This is a genomic window from Sphaerisporangium rubeum, from assembly GCF_014207705.1.
Lineage (GTDB): Bacteria > Actinomycetota > Actinomycetes > Streptosporangiales > Streptosporangiaceae > Sphaerisporangium > Sphaerisporangium rubeum.
This window is the reverse complement of the sequence record NZ_JACHIU010000001.1, coordinates 6,544,738-6,566,161: the sequence shown is the minus strand read 5'-3', so window position 1 is coordinate 6,566,161 and position 21,424 is coordinate 6,544,738. Positions and strand designations below refer to the sequence as shown.

Annotated in this window: 13 protein-coding genes and 3 rRNA genes; 5 read left to right on the top strand and 11 right to left on the bottom strand. The window is 66.7% G+C overall.

Annotated elements, in window-relative coordinates; genetic code table 11:
* Nucleotides 1–813, bottom strand: coding sequence for a UbiA family prenyltransferase (locus BJ992_RS27680; RefSeq protein WP_184985943.1), 813 nt, complete (start codon nucleotides 811–813; stop codon nucleotides 1–3).
* 95 nt (nucleotides 814–908) lie between these two features.
* Here BJ992_RS27680 and BJ992_RS27675 point away from each other — a divergent pair, with 95 nt between their 5' ends.
* The gene (locus BJ992_RS27675; RefSeq protein ID WP_184985941.1) at nucleotides 909–2,549 is read left to right on the top strand and encodes a bifunctional 3'-5' exonuclease/DNA polymerase; all 1,641 of its coding nucleotides are present in this window, start codon (nucleotides 909–911) and stop codon (nucleotides 2,547–2,549) included.
* Between the two features lie 225 nt (nucleotides 2,550–2,774).
* Here the strand turns inward: BJ992_RS27675 and BJ992_RS27670 are convergent, their stop codons facing one another.
* Nucleotides 2,775–3,173 (bottom strand): hypothetical protein, encoded by a 399-nt coding sequence (locus tag BJ992_RS27670; protein WP_184985939.1) that lies wholly within the window; start codon nucleotides 3,171–3,173, stop codon nucleotides 2,775–2,777.
* Between the two features lie 680 nt (nucleotides 3,174–3,853).
* Here BJ992_RS27670 and BJ992_RS27665 point away from each other — a divergent pair.
* The 3 genes from BJ992_RS27665 to rrf all read left to right on the top strand — a co-directional run bounded on the left by BJ992_RS27665 (nucleotide 3,854) and on the right by rrf (nucleotide 9,260).
* Nucleotides 3,854–5,377 (top strand): 16S ribosomal RNA (locus tag BJ992_RS27665).
* 524 nt (nucleotides 5,378–5,901) lie between these two features.
* A 23S ribosomal RNA gene (locus BJ992_RS27660) occupies nucleotides 5,902–9,026 on the top strand.
* A 117-nt stretch (nucleotides 9,027–9,143) separates the two neighbouring features.
* A 5S ribosomal RNA gene (rrf, locus tag BJ992_RS27655) occupies nucleotides 9,144–9,260 on the top strand.
* Together the 16S, 23S and 5S rRNA genes form the textbook arrangement of a ribosomal RNA operon.
* A gap of 107 nt (nucleotides 9,261–9,367) precedes the next feature.
* Here rrf and BJ992_RS27650 read toward each other — a convergent pair.
* The 4 genes from BJ992_RS27650 to BJ992_RS27635 form a co-directional block, all read right to left on the bottom strand.
* Entirely contained in the window at nucleotides 9,368–13,042 is a 3,675-nt protein-coding gene (locus BJ992_RS27650; RefSeq protein WP_184985936.1) for a tetratricopeptide repeat protein, read from the bottom strand.
* A complete protein-coding gene (locus BJ992_RS27645) occupies nucleotides 13,039–13,386 on the bottom strand; it encodes a hypothetical protein (protein ID WP_184985934.1) in 348 nt (115 codons plus the stop codon). The genes BJ992_RS27650 and BJ992_RS27645 overlap by 4 nt, the downstream gene beginning before the upstream one ends.
* Nucleotides 13,387–13,437: 51 nt before the next feature.
* A complete protein-coding gene (locus BJ992_RS27640) occupies nucleotides 13,438–15,180 on the bottom strand; it encodes a substrate-binding domain-containing protein (protein WP_184985932.1) in 1,743 nt (580 codons plus the stop codon).
* A gap of 144 nt (nucleotides 15,181–15,324) precedes the next feature.
* Nucleotides 15,325–15,804: an Lrp/AsnC family transcriptional regulator gene (locus BJ992_RS27635; protein WP_184985930.1), complete on the bottom strand. Its 480-nt coding sequence runs from the start codon at nucleotides 15,802–15,804 to the stop codon at nucleotides 15,325–15,327.
* A 152-nt stretch (nucleotides 15,805–15,956) separates the two neighbouring features.
* Here BJ992_RS27635 and BJ992_RS27630 point away from each other — a divergent pair, with 152 nt between their 5' ends.
* The gene (locus BJ992_RS27630; protein WP_184985928.1) at nucleotides 15,957–16,862 is read left to right on the top strand and encodes a phenylalanine 4-monooxygenase; all 906 of its coding nucleotides are present in this window, start codon (nucleotides 15,957–15,959) and stop codon (nucleotides 16,860–16,862) included.
* Nucleotides 16,863–16,875: 13 nt separating this feature from the next.
* Here BJ992_RS27630 and BJ992_RS27625 read toward each other — a convergent pair whose 3' ends face one another.
* From BJ992_RS27625 to pstS, 5 genes are read right to left on the bottom strand one after another with little or no spacing between them, the layout of a single operon-like run.
* Nucleotides 16,876–17,592: a winged helix-turn-helix domain-containing protein gene (locus BJ992_RS27625; protein WP_184985926.1), complete on the bottom strand. Its 717-nt coding sequence runs from the start codon at nucleotides 17,590–17,592 to the stop codon at nucleotides 16,876–16,878.
* Between the two features lie 16 nt (nucleotides 17,593–17,608).
* A complete protein-coding gene (gene pstB / locus BJ992_RS27620) occupies nucleotides 17,609–18,385 on the bottom strand; it encodes a phosphate ABC transporter ATP-binding protein PstB (RefSeq protein ID WP_184985924.1) in 777 nt (258 codons plus the stop codon).
* Nucleotides 18,386–18,397: 12 nt separating this feature from the next.
* Nucleotides 18,398–19,309 carry a phosphate ABC transporter permease PstA gene (pstA, locus tag BJ992_RS27615; protein ID WP_184985922.1) on the bottom strand — a complete coding sequence of 304 codons (912 nt, stop codon included), beginning with the start codon at nucleotides 19,307–19,309 and terminating at the stop codon, nucleotides 18,398–18,400.
* A complete protein-coding gene (gene pstC / locus BJ992_RS27610) occupies nucleotides 19,309–20,286 on the bottom strand; it encodes a phosphate ABC transporter permease subunit PstC (protein ID WP_184985913.1) in 978 nt (325 codons plus the stop codon). The genes pstA and pstC overlap by 1 nt, the downstream gene beginning before the upstream one ends.
* Nucleotides 20,287–20,290: 4 nt before the next feature.
* Nucleotides 20,291–21,397 (bottom strand): phosphate ABC transporter substrate-binding protein PstS, encoded by a 1,107-nt coding sequence (gene pstS / locus BJ992_RS27605; RefSeq protein ID WP_184985911.1) that lies wholly within the window; start codon nucleotides 21,395–21,397, stop codon nucleotides 20,291–20,293.
* Nucleotides 21,398–21,424 lie beyond the last annotated feature (27 nt).

Here is a 21,424-nt window from a genome sequence, read left to right as displayed (position 1 = left end):
TCAGACCAGCCGTCCCCCCTGCGCCACGAAGATCACCAGGTCGACGCCGGCCACGGCCACCGTCACCGCGAACGCCGCGCGCCGCAGCGACCACCGTGCCATCACCGCGCCGGCCACCAGCGCCAGCCCCACCGCGCCGAGCCCCGCCACCGCGAGCACCGCGGAACCCCCCGGCGCCAGCGCGATCACCAGAGACGCGGCGACCAGCGACACCCCCGCGCCGGCCCGCGCGCCGGACGGGCCGAGCCGCTGCGGCAACCCCCGCACGCCGAGCGCCAGATCACCGGGGATGTCCGGCACGACATTGGCGAAGTGCGCACCCACGCCGAGCAGCGCGCCGGCCACCGGGGCCCACCACTGCGGCCACGGCGCACCAGGCAGTCCCAGCGTCACGAACGCCGGCAGCAGCCCGAACGCCACCGCGAACGGCAGCGGCGACAACGGCCCCGCCTTGAGCCACAGGTTGTACAGCCACCCGCACGCCACCGCCACCAGATGCACGACCCCCGCCACCACCCCGCTGGCCAGCGACAACGGCACGCACAGCGCGAGCGCCGTCCCCGCGGCCACCGCGATCGCGTGTGGCGTGACCGTCTCCTCGGCGAGCGGCTTGTCGGCCCGTCCCACGACACGGTCGCGCCTGCGGTCCAGCCAGTCGTTGCTCCAGCCGATCGACAACTGCCCCGCCAGCACCGCGGCCCCCACCAGCGCCGTACCGCCGGGCCCTCGACCGGCCGCCGCCGCCAGCGCGCACCCCGCGACGGTGACGACGGCGGTCGGGCCGGGGTGGGAAGCGCGCAGCACGGTCAGCATGCGACCAATCCTTGCTCACCTGGCACCGTACGACCCCGGATCGCCGTACTCGAACCTGTGATCGAAATGTCGGAGGCGGAGAGTAGTCTGGCGGCGTGCTCATCGCGGTGACGCCTGACGGAGGCGGTGCCACCCTGCGGCCCCTCGACGGAGGCGAAGGGGCCGTGACGCACGTCGACGACCTGGCGCAGGCGATGCGCGACCTCGACCGCGCCGAGCGTCCCCGCTGGGTCTGGGCCGACACCCGTGCCGTCTACCCGCCGCTGCTGGCCCGCGGCGTGCGTCCGGGCCGCTGTCACGACCTCACGCTCACCGAGGGCCTGCTGCTCGGCCACGAAGGCAGGTACGGCGAGCCGCGGTCGGCCGGCGCCGCGTACGCCAGGCTGCGCGGCCTGCCGGTCCCCGCCGACGAGCCGGGTCACCTCGCACGGCAGGCCACCCTGTTCGAGCCGGAGCCGCTGCCGGTCGACGTCGCCGCCGTGCACGCCGACCAGCTCCGGCGCATCGAGCGCACCGCCGACCCCGCGCGGTTCCGCCTGCTGGTCGCCGCCGAGTCCGCGGGTGCGCTCATCGCCGCCGAGATGGGCCACGACGGCATGCCGTGGCGCGAGGACGTCCACGACGCGCTGCTCACCGAGCTGCTCGGGCCACGGCCCGTGCACGGCATGCGTCCCGCCAAGCTCCAGGCCCTCGCCGACCAGATCGGCGCGGCGTTCGGCTCCGCCGTCAACCCCGACTCGCCGCAGCAGATCGTGCGCGCCTTCAAAGCGGCCGGCATCACCGTCGCGTCCACCCGGTCCCACGTGCTCAAGGAAGTCGACCATCCCGCCGTCGCGCCGCTGCTGGCCTACAAGGAGCTGGCACGGCTGCACAGCTTCCACGGCTGGGCCTGGGCCGACCAGTGGGTGCGCGGTCACCGTTTCCGTCCCGAGTACGTCGCGGCGGGGGTCGTGTCGGGCCGCTGGGCCACCAACGGCGGCGGCGCCTTGCAGATCGCCAAGGTCATGCGGCGCGTCGTGGTCGCCGACGAGGGGTGGCGCCTGGTCGTCGCGGACGGTGCTCAGCTGGAGCCGCGGGTGCTCGCGGCCATGGCGGGGGACGGCGGGCTGGCCAGAGCCGCCGGCGAGACCGACCTGTACGCCGCGCTGGCCCAGTCGTTCGGCGGGTCACGCCAGAGCGCCAAGATCGCCATGCTGTCCGCGATGTACGGCGGCACGAGCGGCGACGCGTCCAAGCTGCTCGCCGTGATGCGGCAGCGCTTCCCCCAGGCGTACGCGTTCGTCGAGGAAGCGGCCAAGGCCGGTGAGGAAGGACGGCTGGTGCGCTCCTGGCTGGGCCGCACCTGCCCGCCGCCGTCGGAGCACTGGACCCGCCTCGTCGCCGGCCCCGAGGGGGCTCGCGCGGTCCGCGACCGTGGCAGGTTCACCCGCAACTTCGTCGTGCAGGCCACGGCCGCCGAGTGGTCGCTCACCCAGATGGCACTGCTGCGCGGCCTGCTGCCGGAACCGGCCCGGCTGGTGTTCTTCCAGCACGACGAGGTGATGGTGCACTGCCCCGAGGAGCTCGTGGCCGAGGTGTCGGAGGCGGTACGCCGGGCGGCCACCGAAGCCACCCGGCTCCTGTTCGGGGAGACACCCGTGCGCATCCCCATGGAAGGGGTCGCGGTGACGTGCTACGCCGACGCCAAACCGGTCAGCGAGCCCGAGCCGGGACCAGCAGCGACAGCGACCGCCTGACCGCCCACCCGATCAGGCACACACCGAAGACCGCCTGCCCCGCGCGAACCCACCCCGGGCTGGCCGTGGCGGCGAACACCACCACGCCCAGCCACAAGACTCCGAACACCCCCACGAGCGACACGGCCGCCCAGTTCATCCCCCGCTTCCACATGGGTGGAAGTCTTACAGGCCCATTTCCAGGCCACGGTAAAGCGCGTCATCGGGAAAATGCGAGAATCCTTCTCAGCCGGCGAGCCGCCGTGGAGGCCTGACGCACCGGCGCATCCGCGCACTGGGACGGCTCCTGACCGGCGGCTCGGACAGCTGAGCGAGCAACTCGGCCGCGGTACGCGCGTCGGCGAGTATCCGCGTGATGTCCTCCTCCGCGGTCGGCAACTGGCCGTTCCTGCCGAGCTCGTGCCTCAGGAACGTCAGAGGGTTCGCATCCCCGACCGCGTCCGACGCGATCGTGGCGCGCGCCGCTGTCAGCAACTCCAGATAGCGGGCCCGCAGGGTCGCCTCACGCAGGCGAGCCTGCTCCAAGTCGTCCAACAAGGTCCGTGCCAGCAGCAGCAGACCGTCCGAGTCCCCCTCGTCGGCTGCGATGTGCGCACGGATGTCGTCGAACTCCGACCGCGTCATGATGTCCACCTCCACGGCGGGCCCCGGGCACCGGGTTGGTGCCTGCGGAGTCCCGCACCCTGTTCGTATCGGCCGGCGATTGCGGATGACTTGCCGGTGGGTTGCCCTCGCGCGGATCGCTCGCTCATGGGATGGCTGAGAGGGGCCGAAGGTTTACCGGTGAACGAAGTGGCGTCGGTGACTCCACTGGGCTGCTAGAGTTTTCCCTCGTTGGGCGCGATCGGCCCCCGAAAGATCCAAGAATCTTCCGGGTGTCGGCATGCCTGCGAACTCCCCTAGCTCCCGGTCTGTACCGGTTCGCGCACTTGATGTGCGTGTGTCCGGATCGTCTGGTAAGTTAGAGGGGTTGCCCTGGAGACGGGGCGCTGTGAACTTTAAGCGGTTCGAGATGGTTTCGACTAGATCAAGCGATTTGATCGGAATCGTCGGGATCTGCTAAAGTTACAGAGAGATGAACGCCCTGGTGGGGGCGGGTCTTAAGACCTGAACCGACCGGTGTACGCGTCCGTTTCTTGAGAACTCAACAGTGTGCTAAAAGCCAGTGCATGAAATACATGCATAACCCCGTCCCTTGGGGGTCTGCCGCCGTTGGTGGCAGGTGTTCCGGGGATGGTTTCCTTTGATGAGGGGTTCCCCTTTTAGCGGGGGGATCTTTCGCTGGGGTTTACTTTTTCAGACATTGTTTGGAGAGTTTGATCCTGGCTCAGGACGAACGCTGGCGGCGTGCTTAACACATGCAAGTCGAGCGGAAAGGCCCTTCGGGGTACTCGAGCGGCGAACGGGTGAGTAACACGTGAGTAACCTGCCCCTGACTTCGGGATAAGCCTGGGAAACCGGGTCTAATACCGGATATGACCTGCCACTGCATGGTGTGTGGGTGGAAAGTTTTTTCGGTTGGGGATGGGCTCGCGGCCTATCAGCTTGTTGGTGGGGTAGTGGCCTACCAAGGCGACGACGGGTAGCCGGCCTGAGAGGGCGACCGGCCACACTGGGACTGAGACACGGCCCAGACTCCTACGGGAGGCAGCAGTGGGGAATCTTGCGCAATGGGCGGAAGCCTGACGCAGCGACGCCGCGTGGGGGATGACGGCCTTCGGGTTGTAAACCTCTTTCAGCAGGGACGAAGTTGACGTGTACCTGTAGAAGAAGCGCCGGCTAACTACGTGCCAGCAGCCGCGGTAATACGTAGGGCGCGAGCGTTGTCCGGAATTATTGGGCGTAAAGAGCTCGTAGGTGGCTTGTCGCGTCTGCCGTGAAAGCCCATGGCTTAACTGTGGGTCTGCGGTGGATACGGGCTGGCTAGAGGTAGGTAGGGGCAAGCGGAATTCCTGGTGTAGCGGTGAAATGCGCAGATATCAGGAGGAACACCGGTGGCGAAGGCGGCTTGCTGGGCCTTACCTGACGCTGAGGAGCGAAAGCGTGGGGAGCGAACAGGATTAGATACCCTGGTAGTCCACGCTGTAAACGTTGGGCGCTAGGTGTGGGGTCCTTCCACGGGTTCCGTGCCGTAGCTAACGCATTAAGCGCCCCGCCTGGGGAGTACGGCCGCAAGGCTAAAACTCAAAGGAATTGACGGGGGCCCGCACAAGCGGCGGAGCATGTTGCTTAATTCGACGCAACGCGAAGAACCTTACCAAGGCTTGACATTCATCGGTAACATCCGGAGACGGGTGCCCCCTTTTGGGCCGGTGGACAGGTGGTGCATGGCTGTCGTCAGCTCGTGTCGTGAGATGTTGGGTTAAGTCCCGCAACGAGCGCAACCCTTGTTCCATGTTGCCAGCACGCCCCTAGGGGTGGTGGGGACTCATGGGAGACTGCCGGGGTCAACTCGGAGGAAGGTGGGGATGACGTCAAGTCATCATGCCCCTTATGTCTTGGGCTGCAAACATGCTACAATGGCCGGTACAGAGGGTTGCGATGCCGTGAGGCGGAGCGAATCCCGTAAAGCCGGTCTCAGTTCGGATTGGGGTCTGCAACTCGACCCCATGAAGTCGGAGTCGCTAGTAATCGCAGATCAGCAACGCTGCGGTGAATACGTTCCCGGGCCTTGTACACACCGCCCGTCACGTCACGAAAGTCGGCAACACCCGAAGCCCGTGGCCCAACCCACTTGTGGGGGGGAGCGGTCGAAGGTGGGGCCGGCGATTGGGACGAAGTCGTAACAAGGTAGCCGTACCGGAAGGTGCGGCTGGATCACCTCCTTTCTAAGGAGCACCGATCCCTACCCCACCCCCCGGCCGGGCGACCGGCCGGAACCACGGAGTGCGGGTGCAGGGATCCAGCTGGTGTCGGTGAGCGTACGTCTCACCCACCGGCACGCTCATTAGTGGAGCACTGGCTACTCCGGTCACCAGGCCGGCCTGGTTCAGGTAGTACCGCCACCTCAGACCTTCGCGGGTCGGGGTGGAGTGGGAGTCCTGACGCAGGGGGTCTGGGGGTTGGAGCACACTGTTGGGTCCTGAGGAAACGGACCGTTGGACGCGCCCCGCGACCTGATCCCTGTCACGCACGTTGGTGTGTGAGTGGGTGTGGAAGCGGGGTGTGCTTCGACAGGAGTGTTTTCTCGTCTGCGGGACCGTCCGCCTGTCATACCGGCCTGGTGTCTGTGGTGGTGGTGACCTGGTTCGTCTGGGTTGTTGCTTCACGGCGTGGGTGTTTGGTGACGGTGTTGGTGCGGTTGTCTCGTTTGTTGTTTGTGAATTGCATAGTGGACGCGAGCATCTTTTGTGGCCAAGTTTTTTAGGGCACACGGTGGATGCCTTGGCATCAGGAGCCGATGAAGGACGTGGGAGGCTGCGTTAAGCCTCGGGGAGTCGCCAACCAGACGTTGATCCGGGGATGTCCGAATGGGGAAACCTGGCACCAGTCATGTGGTGTCGCCGCCGTCTGAATGTATAGGGCGGTTGGTGGTAACGCGGGGAAGTGAAACATCTCAGTACCCGTAGGAGAAGAAAACAATAGTGATTCCGTGAGTAGTGGTGAGCGAAAGCGGAGGAGGCTAAACCGGGCGCGTGTGATAGCCGGCGGGCGTTGCGTGTCCGGGGTTGTGGGACCTTGCTTGCAGTTTCTGCCGGGGCTGCGGGGAGTGATAAATCTGTGGGGTAGCCGAGCCTGCTGGGATGCAGGGCCGTAGACCGTGATAGCCGGGTAGGCGAAACTTTGCAGACTTCCTTGTGGGTGTTCCCAAGTAGCACGGGGCTCGAGGAATCCTGTGTGAATCTGCCAGGACCACCTGGTAAGCCTGAATACTTCCTGATGACCGATAGTGGACCAGTACCGTGAGGGAAAGGTGAAAAGCGCCCCGGTGAGGGGTCGTGAAATAGTACCTGAAACCGTGTGCCTACAAGCCGTGGGAGCGTACATCGGGCTTGCCTGATGTGTGATGTGACCGCGTGCCTTTTGAAGAATGAGCCTGCGAGTCATGGTGTGTGGCGAGGTTAACCCGTGTGGGGGAGCCGTAGCGAAAGCGAGTCTGAATAGGGCGTTTTTAGTCGCATGCTGTGGACCCGAAGCGGAGTGATCTACGCATGGGCAGGTTGAAGCGCGGGTAAGACCGTGTGGAGGACCGAACCCACCAGGGTTGAAAACCTGGGGGATGATCTGTGTGTAGGGGTGAAAGGCCAATCAAACTCCGTGATAGCTGGTTCTCCCCGAAATGCATTTAGGTGCAGCGTTGCGTGGTCCTTGCCGGAGGTAGAGCACTGGTTGGCTGATGGGCCTTACCGGGTTACTGACGTCAGCCAAACTCCGAATGCCGGTGAAGTGTAGCGTGGCAGTGAGACTGCGGGGGATAAGCTTCGTAGTCGAGAGGGAAACAGCCCAGATCGCCGACTAAGGCCCCTAAGGGTGTGCTAAGTGGGAAAGGATGTGGAGTCGCAGTGACAACCAGGAGGTTGGCTTAGAAGCAGCCATCCTTGAAAGAGTGCGTAATAGCTCACTGGTCAAGTGATTCCGCGCCGACAATGTAGCGGGGCTCAAGCACACCGCCGAAGTCGCGGCATCGTTGCCACTCTTTGGGTGGTGATGATGGGTAGGGGAGCGTCGTGCGTGCTGTGAAGCGTTCTGGTGATGGGGCGTGGAGTGCGTGCGAGTGAGAATGCAGGCATGAGTAGCGATTCGAGGGTGGGAAACCCTCGCGCCGAATGACCAAGGGTTCCTGGGGCAGGCTGATCCGCCCAGGGTAAGTCGGGGCCTAAGGCGAGGCCGACAGGCGTAGTCGATGGATGACGGGTTGATATTCCCGTACCCGCGGGTTCGCGCCAATACTGAGGCCGGTGATACTAAGACTTGCCTGATCCATTTCCGGCTTCGGCTGGGGCGGTGAGGGGGGTTGGCCTGATCTGGTAGTAGGTAAGCGATGGGGTGACACAGGAGGGTAGCCCAGCCCAGGCGATGGTTGTTCCTGGGGTAAGCATGTAGGGATGGAGCGCAGGCAAATCCGTGCTCCCGTTAGGAAGTCCTGAGATGTGATGCCGAGCCGATTGTGGCGAAGTGGGTGATCCCATGCTGTCGAGAAAAGCCTCTAGCGAGTGGACCGGCGGCCCGTACCCTAAACCGACTCAGGTGGTCAGGTAGAGAATACCGAGGCGATCGGGTGAACTGTGGTTAAGGAACTCGGCAAATTGCCCCCGTAACTTCGGGAGAAGGGGGGCCTCTGCTGGTGATGATACTTGCTGTCTGAGCTGGTGGGGGTCGCAGTGGCCAGGGGGAAGCGACTGTTTACTAAAAACACAGGTCCGTGCGAAGTCGTAAGACGATGTATACGGACTGACGCCTGCCCGGTGCCGGAACGTTAAGGGGACCGCTCAACTCAGATTCGTCTGGGTGAAGGTGAGAACTTAAGCGCCGGTAAACGGCGGTGGTAACTATAACCATCCTAAGGTAGCGAAATTCCTTGTCGGGTAAGTTCCGACCTGCACGAATGGCGTAACGACTTCCCCGCTGTCTCAACCGCAGACCCGGCGAAATTGCAGTACGAGTAAAGATGCTCGTTACGCGCAGCAGGACGGAAAGACCCCGGGACCTTCACTACAGCTTGACATTGGTGTTTGGGACGGCTTGTGTAGGATAGGTGGGAGACGGTGAAGCTGTCACGCTAGTGGTGGTGGAGTCATTGGTGAAATACCACTCTGGTCGTTTTGGATGCCTGAACCCGCGCCCGTGGATCCGGGTGGGGGACAGTGTCTGGTGGGTAGTTTAACTGGGGCGGTTGCCTCCTAAAGAGTAACGGAGGCGCCCAAAGGTTCCCTCAGCCTGGTTGGCAATCAGGTGGTGAGTGTAAGTGCACAAGGGGGCTTGACTGTGAGACCGACGGGTCGAGCAGGAGCGAAAGCTGGGACTAGTGATCCGGCGCCGGCGTGTGGAAGCGGTGTCGCTCAACGGCTAAAAGGTACCCCGGGGATAACAGGCTGATCTTCCCCAAGAGTCCATATCGACGGGATGGTTTGGCACCTCGATGTCGGCTCGTCGCATCCTGGGGCTGGAGTAGGTCCCAAGGGTTGGGCTGTTCGCCCATTAAAGCGGTACGCGAGCTGGGTTTAGAACGTCGCGAGACAGTTCGGTCCCTATCCGCTGCGCGCGCAGGAGACTTGAAAGGAGCTGTCCCTAGTACGAGAGGACCGGGACGGACGAACCTCTGGTGTGCCAGTTGTACCGCCAGGTGCATGGCTGGTTGGCTACGTTCGGCAGGGATAACCGCTGAAAGCATCTAAGCGGGAAGCTCGCCTTGAGATGAGGTCTCCCACCCCGTTGTGGGGGTAAGGCTCCCAGGAGATGACTGGGTTGATAGGCCGGAGGTGTACACGCTGTAAGGCGCCCAGCCGACCGGTACTAATAGGCCGAGGACTTGACCACAAAAACTTTTATCCGGCTCTGAGCACGTTGCGTGTGACGGGTTGGGTGATGCTCGCGTCCACTGTGTGACTCAGAGACAACAAACCCCCCGCAGGGGTGGTGGTTGTTTCATGGGGTTACGGCGGTCATAGCGGATGGGAAACACCCGGTTACATTCCGAACCCGGAAGTTAAGCTGTCCAGCGCCGATGGTACTGCACCGGGGACGGTGTGGGAGAGTAGGACACCGCCGGACAAACATTCACAGCACACTGCTGCTGTCACGAAAAGCCGCTCAGGCACTGCCTGGGCGGCTTTTCGCGTTCAGGATCGTCTTCCGCAGCCGTGCTTCAGACGATGGTCTCAGCCGTCGGGCTGCTTCTCGACCATGGGTGCGAGACGGGAGCAGAACTCCGTCGCGAACCGGATACGTTTCTCATGGGGCATGTTCGCGAGCACTTCAAGCACGTCCTGCCGGTCGGTGACGATGAGGAATCCTCTTCGTTCGATCGTCTCCGCCTCGTACGTGGCGGCCACCCGTTCGATATCGGCCTGCTGGACGGCTTCGCGGATCGTGATGGGGGGATCCGTGAACTGTTCCAGGCACTCACACGCCTGTACGACCTCGGTCAGGTAGCCGGTGATTTTGTCCGTGACACCGGTTCGCGCCACGGGATCGGTGAGCTCCATGAGGACGTGGAGGGCCTCGTCGTACCGCTGAGCGTCGCGGAGGGCGAGGTAGATGTTCTCCAGTGCGATGACCTCGCCCCCGATGTCGCCGGCTCGCCGGAAGTGGAACACGCTCAACCGTAGTAACTCGATCGCGTCGTCCGTCCGGCCCACGCTTGCTACCCGGTAACCCCGGTCGCAGTACCGTTCCCCTTTGCGCCGTTCCTGCGTGAGAGGGGACGCGGCGGAGCCGTCGGAGGTCGTGGGTCCCTTGCTCGCTGTCGAGATCGCCTGTCGGTCGGCCTCCGTGGCCTCCGTCTCGCGCCCCATCGCGTCGAGGGTCGCGGCCAGTTCCAGGTACGCGAGAGAAATCAGTTCCTCGGCCGCAGGCGACGAGAGCTCGATGAGCTTGCGGTAGATCTCGATCGCTTCCGTCTGGGCGAGCCGCTTTTCCTCCAGGTCGCCTTCGCTCGGTGCCAGCCCTTCCGCGTGCTCCCTCAGCACCCCGGCGAACCTCAGGCTGTGTGCGGCGAGGTTTCCGCCGGCTGCCGCCCGGTAGGTCGCGATTCCCCGGCGTGACGCGGCCAGCGCCTCCTCGCGGCGTCCGAGCATGCCGAGTATCACACCGAGCCCGTTGAGTGCCATGCCGAGTGGCTCCTGGTAGTGCGCAGGATCGTCGGCCGAGTGGGTCTCAAGAAGCTCGATGGCCCGCCGCGCCGACAGTAGGGCTCCTTCGGGGTTTCCTTCCCGCACGAGATGCATGGCACGACTGTGGAGCAGCCTGCCGAGATCCGCGTCGTAGGTGCCGGGGTACTCCGATGCCAGCCGCTCGATGATGGCGAGCGATTCGTTGAGCGCACGCGCGGCCGCTTCGGGGCGTCCGGCGGCGGAGAGGTCGTACGCGAGATTTCCGAGCGCGACGCCGAGCTCGTACCGGCAGGATCCGGGGCTCTGTTCCTCCTGGTGCCTGAGGATCTCGACCGCCTGTTCCGACGCGGCGAGCGCGTCGGCGTCCCGGCCCAGCTCGGTGAGGGATCTGCTCGCGGTGACGAGCGACCGGCCGACGTGACCCAGGTGCTTGGGCTCCGGTGGCTGTGCTGTCCGCATGGCCTGGTGCAGCAACGTCACGGCTTCGGTGTGCCGTCCCTGTTCCGCCAGTGTGACGCCCACGAACTCCAGCAGGCGGGTGAGGCCGCGTTCGTGGGCGATCGGGTTGAGCTCGGCCAGGCGCTGTCGTATCGCGACGGCATGTTCGCTGGTCGTCAGGGCCTCGTCGATGAGGCCGAGACCTCGCTGGACCACGATGAGCGTGTCAAGGGAACGTGCCAGTTCGGGCTCGAAACCGGAGGTGCCTCCGTCCACCAGTGCACGGTGAATCCCTGCGACCTGGTCCAGGATCGGCAGTGCCTCCTCCAGCCGCCCGAGCGACGACAGGTGGGTACCGACGTTGAAGAGGGCCAGCGCCAGGTTCGGCTCGTGTGTGCGGGAGGTGTCCTTGGTCAGTCGCCGGTAGATGTCCACCGCCTGCTCCGCCGCGGCCAGTGCCTCCGTGAAGCGGCCCGCGTGCCCGAGGTCGACGGACAGGTTGTTGGTCGCGAGCGCGAGTCCACGTTCGTATGCAGCGGGTGACGCACGCGCGAGTATCCGGTAGATGCCGACGGCCTCCTGGGTCGCCGCGAGTGCCTCGGCCGCGAGACCGTTGCGGGTGAGGTGGGTGCCGTGGTTGATCAGGACGGAGCCGAGTGCGGGGGCGTGACCCGGGTCGCGTTCGAACAGGAGCCGGCTCTCGGCCAGCGCCCGCCGTGAGTTGTCCAGCGCCGGCCCGACGAGGCCGGCGCGGGCGAGCCGCTCGCCGAGCACGGAGAAGAGCCCGGCCCTCCGGCCGGGGTCGGACGTCGTGGCGAGGCGGTGCTCGGTGAGCCGCTGAGTGATCAGAGCGATGGGCAGGTCGAGCCCGGCGTGACGGTCGGTGGGGAAGCCGGCCTCAAGGCCCTCCAGGACGTCGACCGGCGCGTAGCCGACGAGAGCGGACACGGACGCGCTGCCTGCCTCGTGCGTGAAGCCCGGATGACCGCGTAACAGGCGGTACAAGTGTTTCTCGCGGACATGCGGCCACCGCCGGCCGGTCTCGACCAGAACCGTCCAGGTGCGCCTCCGGTGTGCGGGGACGGCGTGAGCGAGGAGCCGTTCCGGCAGATCGGCGCACCAGCCGTCGCCTTCCCTGCCGCGGTCGTCCGTCGCGGCGCCGGGGAGCCGGTCGGCCACGAGGTCCTCACCCAGCCGATCGGGGTACAGCGGTTCGAGCGCCGTAGCGGGCGTGCTCCGGGGATAGCAGCGCGCGTGGTCGTCCAGGAGGGTGAGCGCGGTCGCGGGGGAGTCGGCGAGGCCGAGGGTGGTCAGCAGTGCCGTGGCGGTGGCGTGGGGCAGTGGGCCGGCCAGGGTGGCGGTGGTCGCGAGGCGTGCCATCGTATCTGGATCGGTCGTGATCTTTCCTGCTTCGCGCATCCGCCCCCAGTGGGCGTACTCCCGATCGAGCAGGTACTGCGACAGCTCGCCCGGGTCCGCCGGCGGCCGATGCTTGTGCGCGTCGGCGTGGACGGTCGCCAGCGCGGCCATGTGCACCGTCAGCACCACACCGTAGTCGGGAGCGGCCAGGGAGCCTGCCGGTTCGAGCGGGACACCCGGCGTGCCGTAGATGGCTGAGAACACTCCGGCCGCCTGTGCGAAGACGGCTTCGCGCTGGGAGACGTGGTCCGCCAGGGACGTGAGCTTGTGCTGCGAGAGAGCGTAACCGGATTCACGCAGGGGATGACGCAGCACATCCCACCACCCACCGTCTGTGCGTGCGAGCAGCAGGACGCGTACCGGCCCGTCGCCCGCGAGGAGCGGCTCGGCGCGCAGCAGCCGGTCGAGGACGGTCACGGGCCAGCGTTCGGCGTAGTCCACCACGAGCAAGCGTCCACGTCCGTCCGGCCCGGCGTGTGCTGCTTGCCACGTGCCCTCTCTGTGGCGAGCGATGAGGACGGCCCATCCCTGGTGCGCCGACAACTCGGCGAACCGCGCCGCCAGGCGCGTCTTGCCCTGGCCGCCGGTCGCGTACATCAGCCGCGCCGCCCGGTGCTCGGCGTTGTCCCGCCAGACGGCCAGTTCGTCCAGCTCCGCGCCGCGGCCGGTGAACGGCACCACCGCGTTGCGCGTCGCCAGTAACTCGCTGGGGGCCACGTCCCGCCACTCTTCGGGGGCGCGCCGCGGAGGGACCTCGAACCGGCCGATGGTGTACTCGGACGTGCCGAAATACTGGCTCTGCGCGACGTAGGCGTCGCGGGTGGCGTGGACATGCGGCACCGGGCCGGGCGGCACGGCGGTCATCGGGTGTGCTCGGACGGCCCGCTGTCGCCTTGGCGGTCCGACCGGGGACCGAAGTACTGGGTCTCGGCCACGTAGGCGTCACGTCCGGCGCTCACCGATCCCACCGTGAACGGCGTCGCGGCCGTGGAGGTCTCCGGAGCGCGGCGCGCGTCCCGCCACGCCAGGATCGCCACCACAACCCCCGCCGTGCCCAACGCCACGCCCATGATGTTCAGGAACAGGCCGAACACGCCGGACCATTGATCTGCGCGTTCCAACCCCTGCCCCCGCAGGAAGAAGGCCAACCCCCACAAGGATCCGGCGAAGATCAGCAGACCACCGGCGATCAGCACCTTCCTTCTCATAGTCGTAGATCCTGCAACAGTCGTGTGCCTCACGGTGGCTGGAACACCGAATCAGCCGTTCTGTGTCGGGCAGCGGTCCTGGTCGATGCAGAACTTGGTGGTCAGGGACTGTAGGAAGATCTGTGCGGCCTGGGGGAAGGTTGTGGCGGTGAAGGCGGCGCCGTTGGTCACTTCGGCGATCGCGCGTAGTGCGGCGCGGTCGGTGGATTCTCCCCAGGCGATCAGGGTGATGGGGACGGGGTGGAGGGGGTCGAACTCGCGTTGGAGGGTGGCGGTCAGGTCTTTGTGGGTGATGCCTGATTTGTCGTCGTTCTTGCCGTCGGTGAGGACGACGACGGAGGTGAGCATGCCGTCGATCTGTTGTCTGGACGCGGCGCGGAAGGCGGCGAGTACGGAGTCGTACAGGCCGCTTCTGCCTTTGGTGTGTGACGGCAGCAGGCGCACTTCGCGCAGGATGTCGGGGGTGCTCTGCCGGAGGGGGCCGAGGGGGACGAGTTCCTGGTGGTCCTTGTCGCCGTCGAGGCCCGTGGAGAAGATCCACAGGCCGACGTCGCTGCCTTCCGGCAGGCTGCGCAGGCCTTGGCCGACGAGGTCGGCGGTGGCTTCCATGCGGCTCTTGCCGAGGCCGGGGACGGGTTTGTCCATGGACGTGCCGACGTCCAGCAGCAGAAGTGTGCGGGTGTCGGCGAGGAGCAGGCGCATGGTGAGGAGGGAACGGAGCTGGGTGCGGGGGTCGGGGCTCGGGATGTCGGCGGGTGGCGCGAAGCGGACGCCGTGGCGTGTGTCCATGGCGGGGCCGGCCTTGGCGTCGGGGGTGCGGAACCCGGCGCTCTGGAGGAGGCTACGGCCGGCCGGGGACAGGATGGTCTCCTGGAAGGCGGCCGCGGCTTCCAGCGTGGCGGGGTCGGCGGTGAGGGGGACGTAGGGGTAGTCCAGGGAGATGGCGCCTTCGCCGGGGTAGAGGCCGATGGCGGGACGGTCGGAGCGCAGGGTGTTGTAGCTCCAGATGGCCTGCTCGGTCGCGACGATCACCGGGTCGCCGGACGCCGGGGAGTGGTCGAGGAGGCCGAACAGCGCGTCGTCGGAGGTCGTGATGGAGCGTTTGAGGTTCATCGTGATGCCGCGGACGATCGGGGCCAGCTCGCGCCGGGTCGCGACGACGGTGTCGAGTGAGCTGACGGCGGCGAGGCCGGAGGAGAAGCGGTTCGGTGCGAGAAGCGTCACGGAGGCTTTGGGAAGCTTCTTCTTGTTGCGTGCCGTGGGGAGGAGCAGGGTCCAGCTCGGGTCGTCGCCGATCCGTCCCGCGGTCTCCTTGGGGACGGCGAGGATGACCGGGGTACGCGCGATCGAGACGCTCCGGCGGGGAAGGATCTTGCCGGCGCCTTGGACGCGGGCCAGGGAGATCCAGACCGACGCGTCGGGGATCCAGACGTCGGCCATGTTCGTGCGGACGCCGAGTTCGTCGGCGACCTCGGCGGCCTGGCGGGTGCGGACGGAGATGTCGGCGCAGGCGGCTTCGGCGGCGTGGTGGCGCGCGATGCGTTCCAGTGCGGGGCCGATGTCGGGGGACGCCATGACGCGCAGCCGTGGCCGTTCGGTGCAGAGGGTCTGGCTGATCACGATGTAGGCGCCGCCGGCCAGCACCAGCACGAGGGCCGCGCCGACGGCGAGCGCGGCGATCAGCTTTCGGCGGGCCGCCGCGGTGACGACGGCCGTACGTGACGGTGGCGGCGGTGCGCCGGGTGTGAACGCATCGTAATCGGGTGGAACGGGATTGCGGTGCCTGCCTGCCACGACGTCACATCCACCTTGCGCGAACGGTCACAGTAAGCGAAGAATTCCACCCGAGTATCGCGAAGCTACACCCTTCACACGAGTCACGAACCCAAAACTTAACCAAGCACTTGCCTAAATCTCACATGCCGAGTAATCGCGGCCTCATGAGCCGTCCGGGGCCGTGTGGAGCAGAGGGCCGATCCGGTACGGGATCTGCGTGGACAAGGCGATGGTGGTGTCGGTGCGCTGGACGGCGGGGGACGCGAGGACCTGCGCGATGATCTCCTGGAGGTGCTCGGTGCTGCGGGCCACGACCCGGCACAGCAGGTCGGCCTGGCCGCTGGTGCCGTGGACCTCGAGGATCTCGGGGACCAGGTCGAGCGCCTTCACCGCTTCGGCGAGCCTGCCTTGCGAGATCTGCAGGGAGACGAAGGCGAGGATGGGGTAGCCGACTTCGGCGGGGACGACGGTGGGGCCGAAGTCGCCGATGACGCCGCGCGAGACGAGCTTGTCCACGCGGGCCTGCACGGTGCCGCGCGCGACGCCGAGCAGCCGGGCCAGCTCGGTGAGGCCGACGCGGGGGTTGGCGCGCATGGTGGTGAGGAGGCGGACGTCCAAGGCGTCGATGGGACCATTGGCCATGGGGTGAGACTACGGGGCCGCCGGGAGAGACGGTGGCGAGACTAGGCGGAATGACCAGTCGACTGGTGGGATCAAGGGGATGAAGTGGACGGAAATGCCACTCGGATTGGTCGCTCTTGCCATCCGGTCCGGGGATTGCCGTTAATTGTGACATGTTCGAAGAAGCCCAGTATTTCGCTCCTGTGGCCACCGGGGAGGACGGCTCCGTCGTCGTCCAGCTCGCCACGAGTCACCCGGGGTTCGCGGACAGCGCGTATCGGGAGCGGCGTAACGCCATCGCCGCTCTGGCGTTGAATCACGTGCCGGGAGAGCCGATCCCCGCGGTCGAGTACACCGCCGAGGAGCACCAGGTGTGGGTGCTCGTCGCCAGGGAACTGGCGATCAAGCACCGGACGTACGCGGCGACGGAGTACCTGCGCGGCTGCGAGCGGCTCGGGTTGCCGAAGGACCGCATCCCGCAACTCCAGGAGGTCGGGGACCTGCTGGCCCCGCTGACCGGGTTCAGGTACCTGCCGGCCGCGGGGCTCGTGCCGCTGCGCGAGTTCTACGGCGTGCTGGCGGACGGGCTGTTCCACTCGACCCAGTACATCCGTCATCACTCGGTGCCGTTCTACACACCGGAGCCCGACGTCGTGCACGAGGTGATCGGTCACGCCAACGCGCTGGCCTCCGACCGGTTCGCGCGCCTGTACCGGCTGGCGGGGAACGCCGCGCGGCGGGTGGAGACCACCGAGGCGCTGGAGTTCGTGTCCAAGGTCTTCTGGTTCACGCTGGAGTTCGGGGTGCTCGCCGAGGACGGCGTGGACAAGGCGTACGGCGCGGGGATCCTGTCGTCGTACGGCGAGATCGAGGAGTTCCGCGGCATGGACATCTTGCCGCTGGACCTGACGGTGATGGGCACCACGACCTACGACATCACGAAATATCAGGACGTGCTGTTCCGGGCCGAGTCGCTCGACCACCTGGAGGACGTCGTCGGCGCCTTCTGGGACACCTGTGACGACGACACCATCGCCCGCATGGTCGCCGAAGGCGCAGGCGCCAGAAGCTCGGTGTAGGCGCCTCGCGTCCTCAGGCGGGGGTGACCATCCGGTAACCGACGCCGCGTACCGTCTGGATCAACTGGTCGTCGTCGTCCCCCAGGCGTGCGCGCAGACGTTTCACGTGGACCGCGATGGTGTTGGTCGACATGCCGTCGCCGGCGTGCCACACGTTCCGCATGATCTGTTCGCGGGTCACCGTGCGGTCGGCGTTGCGCATCAGGTAGTGCAGCAGCTCGAACTCGCGAAGCGGCAGGTGGACCGGCATGCCGCCGACCCGCACCTGGTAGGCGCTCGCGTCCAGCTCGACACCCCCGACCGCCAGCACCGGCCGAGCCCGCGCCTCGCCGGGGAACGCCGCCTGCACCAGCGGCATCAGCTCGGGGACGCGGTACGGCCGCGCGACGCACGCGGTGGCGCCGACGGCCAGCGCCTGGACGGCCTGTTCGGCGTGGCCGTCCCCGACGCCGAGCAGCACGGGGACGGGCCGGGTCAACCGCAACGCGCGGATGAAGTCGACCGGCCCGATCACCGTGAGTGTGGCGCTGACCAGCACCACGTCGGGACGCAGCGCTCCTGCCTGGAGCAGGGCCTGGGCCCCGTCGAGTGCCCCGGTGACGAGGACGCCTTCGCGTTCGAGCGTGGCGGCCAGTTCGCCGACCATTCCCGCATCGGGATCAGCGACCAGCAGCATGGGCGCCGACCTGGTGTCCCCGTCCACTTCAGGTGCCGCCTGCGGCTGGCTCACACCATCTCCTAACGGATCATCCGAAGCGTCCGGTGATGTAGTCCTCGGTCGCCTTCTCGGTGGGGTTGGTGAAGATCTTCGACGTGTCGTCCATCTCGATCAGCTTGCCGGGCTGGCCCTGCGCGGCCAGGTTGAAGAACGCGGTCCTGTCGCTGACCCGCGCGGCCTGCTGCATGTTGTGCGTCACGATGACGATCGTGTAGTCGTTCTTCAGCTTGGCGATCAGGTCCTCGATGGCCAGCGTGGAGATCGGGTCGAGCGCCGAGCACGGCTCGTCCATCAGCAGTACGGCCGGGCTGACGGCGATGGCCCGCGCGATGCACAGCCGCTGCTGCTGACCGCCGGACAGCCCCGCGCCGGGACGGTTCAGCCGGTCCTTGACCTCGTTCCAGAGGTTGGCCCCCTTGAGCGAGCTCTCCACGATGCCGTCGGTCTCGGACTTCGACACGCGGCCGTTGAGCTTGAGGCCGGCGGCGACGTTCTCGTAGATGGACATCGTGGGGAACGGGTTCGGCCGCTGGAACACCATGCCGATGTTGCGGCGCACCGACACCGGGTCCACGTCGGTGCCGTAGAGGTCCTGGTTCTCCAGGAGGATCTTCCCGTCGACGCGAGCGCCGGGGATGACCTCGTGCATGCGGTTGAGCGTGCGCAGGAACGTCGACTTGCCGCAGCCGGAGGGGCCGATGAACGCGGTGACCGAGCGGGGCTCGATCGTCATCGTGATGCCCTCGATCGCCTTGAACGAACCGTAGTACGCGTCGAGGTCGGAGACCTCGATCTGACTGGCCATGTCGTTAACCCCTTATCGGCCCTTGGCAGGCGCTCGCCACCACGCGATGAGGCGGGCCACCAGGTTGAGCAGCATGACGATCACGATCAACGTGAGTGCCCCGGCCCACGCGCGCGCGATGGCGGTGTCGTTGGGGCGGCCCATCTGGTCGAAGATGTACAGCGGAAGCCCCATCTGCGGCCCGTTGAACGGGTCGGGGTTGATGGAGCTGGTGAAGAACACCGTGAGCAGCAGCGGCGCGGTCTCACCAGCGACGCGCGCGATGGCGAGCATGACACCGGTGATGATGCCGGTGAGCGCGGTCGGCAGCACGATGCGCACGATGGTCTTCCACCTCGGCACGCCGAGCGCGTACGACGCCTCGCGCAGCTCGTTCGGCACGAGCTTGAGCATCTCCTCGGCGGCCCGCACCACGGTCGGCAACATCAGGATCGACAGCGCGAGCGCGCCGGCGAATCCGGAGAACTGGAAGCCGAGGATCAGGATCCAGAACGCGAGCACGAACAGACCGGCCACCACCGAGGGGATGCCGGTCATCACGTCGACGAAGAAGCTGATGTAGCGCGCGAGGCGGCGGCCCTTGCCGTACTCCACCAGGTAGATCGCGGTGAGCAGACCGATCGGCACCGAGATGATCGTGGCGATCAGCACCTGTTCCAGCGTGCCGAGGATGGCGTGGTAGGCGCCGCCGCCGGGGTCCCGCGGCGCGATGTTGCGCATCGAGTGGGTCAGGAACGTCATGTCGATGCGCGCGAGGCCGTTCTTGACGACCAGCCAGATCACCGACACCAGCGGCACCACGGCGATGGCGAACGCGAGCCACACGAGCACGCGGACGAACAGGTCCTTGAGCCGCCTGCCGAGGGAGACGGACGCGACGACGTCGACCGGGCCGCGAGGGACGATGTCCTGTGTAGTGGTCATTATCCGTTCCCTGAGTACTCGCGCCGGCGGGCGATGATCAGGCGGGCCGCCATGTTGATCAGCAGGGTGATGACGAACAGCACGAGGCCGGACGCGATCAGCGCGCCGCGGCCGACGTCGGTGGCCTCACCGAACCCGTTGGCGATGTTCGCCGCGATGCTGTTGCCGTTGGCCGACAGCACCCGGAACGTGATCTCGAACGTGGCGGGGAAGATGAGCGCGACCGCGATCGTCTCACCCATCGCGCGGCCGAGCCCGAGCATGGCGGCACTGATCACGCCGGGACGGCCGAACGGCAGCACCGACATCCGGATCATCTCCCAGCGCGTCGCGCCGAGAGCGAGCGAGGCCTCCTCCAGCGACTTCGGCGCCTGGAGGAACACCTCACGGGAGATCGCCGCGATGATCGGCAGGATCATGATGGCGAGCACCACGGAACCGGTGAGGATGGACCGGCCCACCACCTGGTCGCCGCCGAACAGCGGGATCCACCCGAAGTAGGTGTTGAGGAACTGCGACGGGCCGACCATGAACGGGACCAGGAAGATCACTCCCCACAGGCCGTACACGACACTCGGCACCGCCGCGAGCAGGTCGATGACGTAGCCGAGCACGCCGGCGAGGCGACGCGGCGCGTAGTGCGAGATGAACAGCGCCACCCCGACCGCGACCGGCAGCGCCATGATCAGAGCGAGCAGTGAGCTGATCACCGTGCCGAACGCCAGGGCGGCGATGCCGAACACCGGCGTGGTGCCGTTCGGCGACCAGACCTGCTCGGTGAAGAAGTTCGCCGTGTTGGCTCGCAGCGCGGGGATGGCCCGGATGATCAGGAAGACGGCGATCGCCGCCATGATCACCAGAAGCAGTACGCCGGCCCCCGTCGTGGCGTACCGGAACGGGCCCTCACCACGGGTGCGCCGGAAGGCGGGCCGGCCGGCGGCCGGCCCGCCTTCGCGAGTGCGAAGTGACGTGGCCATCAGGTCAGGAGATCGCGTCGATCGCCGTGCGGACCTTGGCCACCAGCGCGGACGGCAAAGGCGCGTAGCCGAGGCCGGTCAGCGCCTGCTGTCCCGCGTCGCTCGCCATGTAGGCGAGGAACGGCTTGACCAGCTTGACCTCGTCGGCCGACAGGCCCTTCTCACAGGTGATCTCGTAGGTCACCAGGACGATCGGGTAGGCCCCGGCCGCGCTGGTCCCGTAGTCGATCTTGAGCTTGAGGTCGTTGCCCGTGCCCTGGACCTCGGCCGCCTCGATGGTCTTGGCCGCGCTCTCCGGGGTCAGCTCGACGAACTCGCCGGAGCCGTTGGCGACCTTGGCCTTGGTCAGGCTGGAGTTCTCGGCGTAGGAGAGCTCGACGTAGCTGATGGCGCCTTCGGTGGACTTCACGGCCTGCGCGATGCCGTCGGAGCCCTTGGCACCCTGGCCCTTGGCCTCGGCGGGCCAGGCCTTCGCCGGCTCGTACGGCCACTTGTAGGCGGCGAGGAACTTGGTGAAGTTGTCGCTGGTACCCGACTCGTCGGAGCGGTGGAACGGCTGGATCGCGGTGGACGGCAGCTTCGCGTCCGCGTTGTCCTTCTTGATGGCCTCGTCGTCCCACTTGGTGATCTTGCCGTTGAAGATCGCCACCAGGTTCGCCGGGGTCAGGTTCAGGCTCTCCACACCGGGGAGGTTGAACACCACGGCCACCGGGCCGGTCACCATCGGCAGGTTGATCGCCTTGCCGGTCTTGCACCGCGCGTCGGCCTGCGCCGGCTCACCCTTGTCGTCCTTGAGCGCGGAGTCCGAACCCGCGAAAGCGATGGTGCCCTGGATGAAGGACTGGACACCGGCGCCGGAACCACTCGGCTGGTAGTTGATGCTCACGCCGGGGTTGGAGGACTGGAACTGCTTGGTCCACTCGGCGATCGCGTTGGCCTGGGCGGAGGACCCGGCCGCGTTGACGGTGCCGCTCAGCGTGGCGCCGCTCGCGTCACCCGACGGGGCCGCGGCGGCCTCGTTGCCACCAGGATTGTTGTCGGTCCCGCAAGCGGCGAGCGAAAGCACGCCGGCGATGGCGGCCGCGGCGGCGAGCCGGCCTGCATATCTCACAACTATGTCCTTCCACGTCGTTCTCTC

Excerpts from the sequence above, each read along its gene's own strand:
- BJ992_RS27650 (WP_184985936.1), bottom strand. The coding sequence starts at position 13,042 with ATGACCGCCGTGCCGCCCGGCCCGGTGCCGCATGTCCACGCCACCCGC.
- pstB (WP_184985924.1), bottom strand. The coding sequence starts at position 18,385 with ATGGCCAGTCAGATCGAGGTCTCCGACCTCGACGCGTACTACGGTTCG.
- BJ992_RS27645 (WP_184985934.1), bottom strand. The coding sequence starts at position 13,386 with ATGAGAAGGAAGGTGCTGATCGCCGGTGGTCTGCTGATCTTCGCCGGA.
- pstC (WP_184985913.1), bottom strand. The coding sequence starts at position 20,286 with ATGGCCACGTCACTTCGCACTCGCGAAGGCGGGCCGGCCGCCGGCCGG.
- pstA (WP_184985922.1), bottom strand. The coding sequence starts at position 19,309 with ATGACCACTACACAGGACATCGTCCCTCGCGGCCCGGTCGACGTCGTC.
- BJ992_RS27630 (WP_184985928.1), top strand. The coding sequence starts at position 15,957 with ATGTTCGAAGAAGCCCAGTATTTCGCTCCTGTGGCCACCGGGGAGGAC.
- BJ992_RS27635 (WP_184985930.1), bottom strand. The coding sequence starts at position 15,804 with ATGGCCAATGGTCCCATCGACGCCTTGGACGTCCGCCTCCTCACCACC.
- BJ992_RS27680 (WP_184985943.1), bottom strand. The coding sequence starts at position 813 with ATGCTGACCGTGCTGCGCGCTTCCCACCCCGGCCCGACCGCCGTCGTC.
- BJ992_RS27670 (WP_184985939.1), bottom strand. The coding sequence starts at position 3,173 with ATGACGCGGTCGGAGTTCGACGACATCCGTGCGCACATCGCAGCCGAC.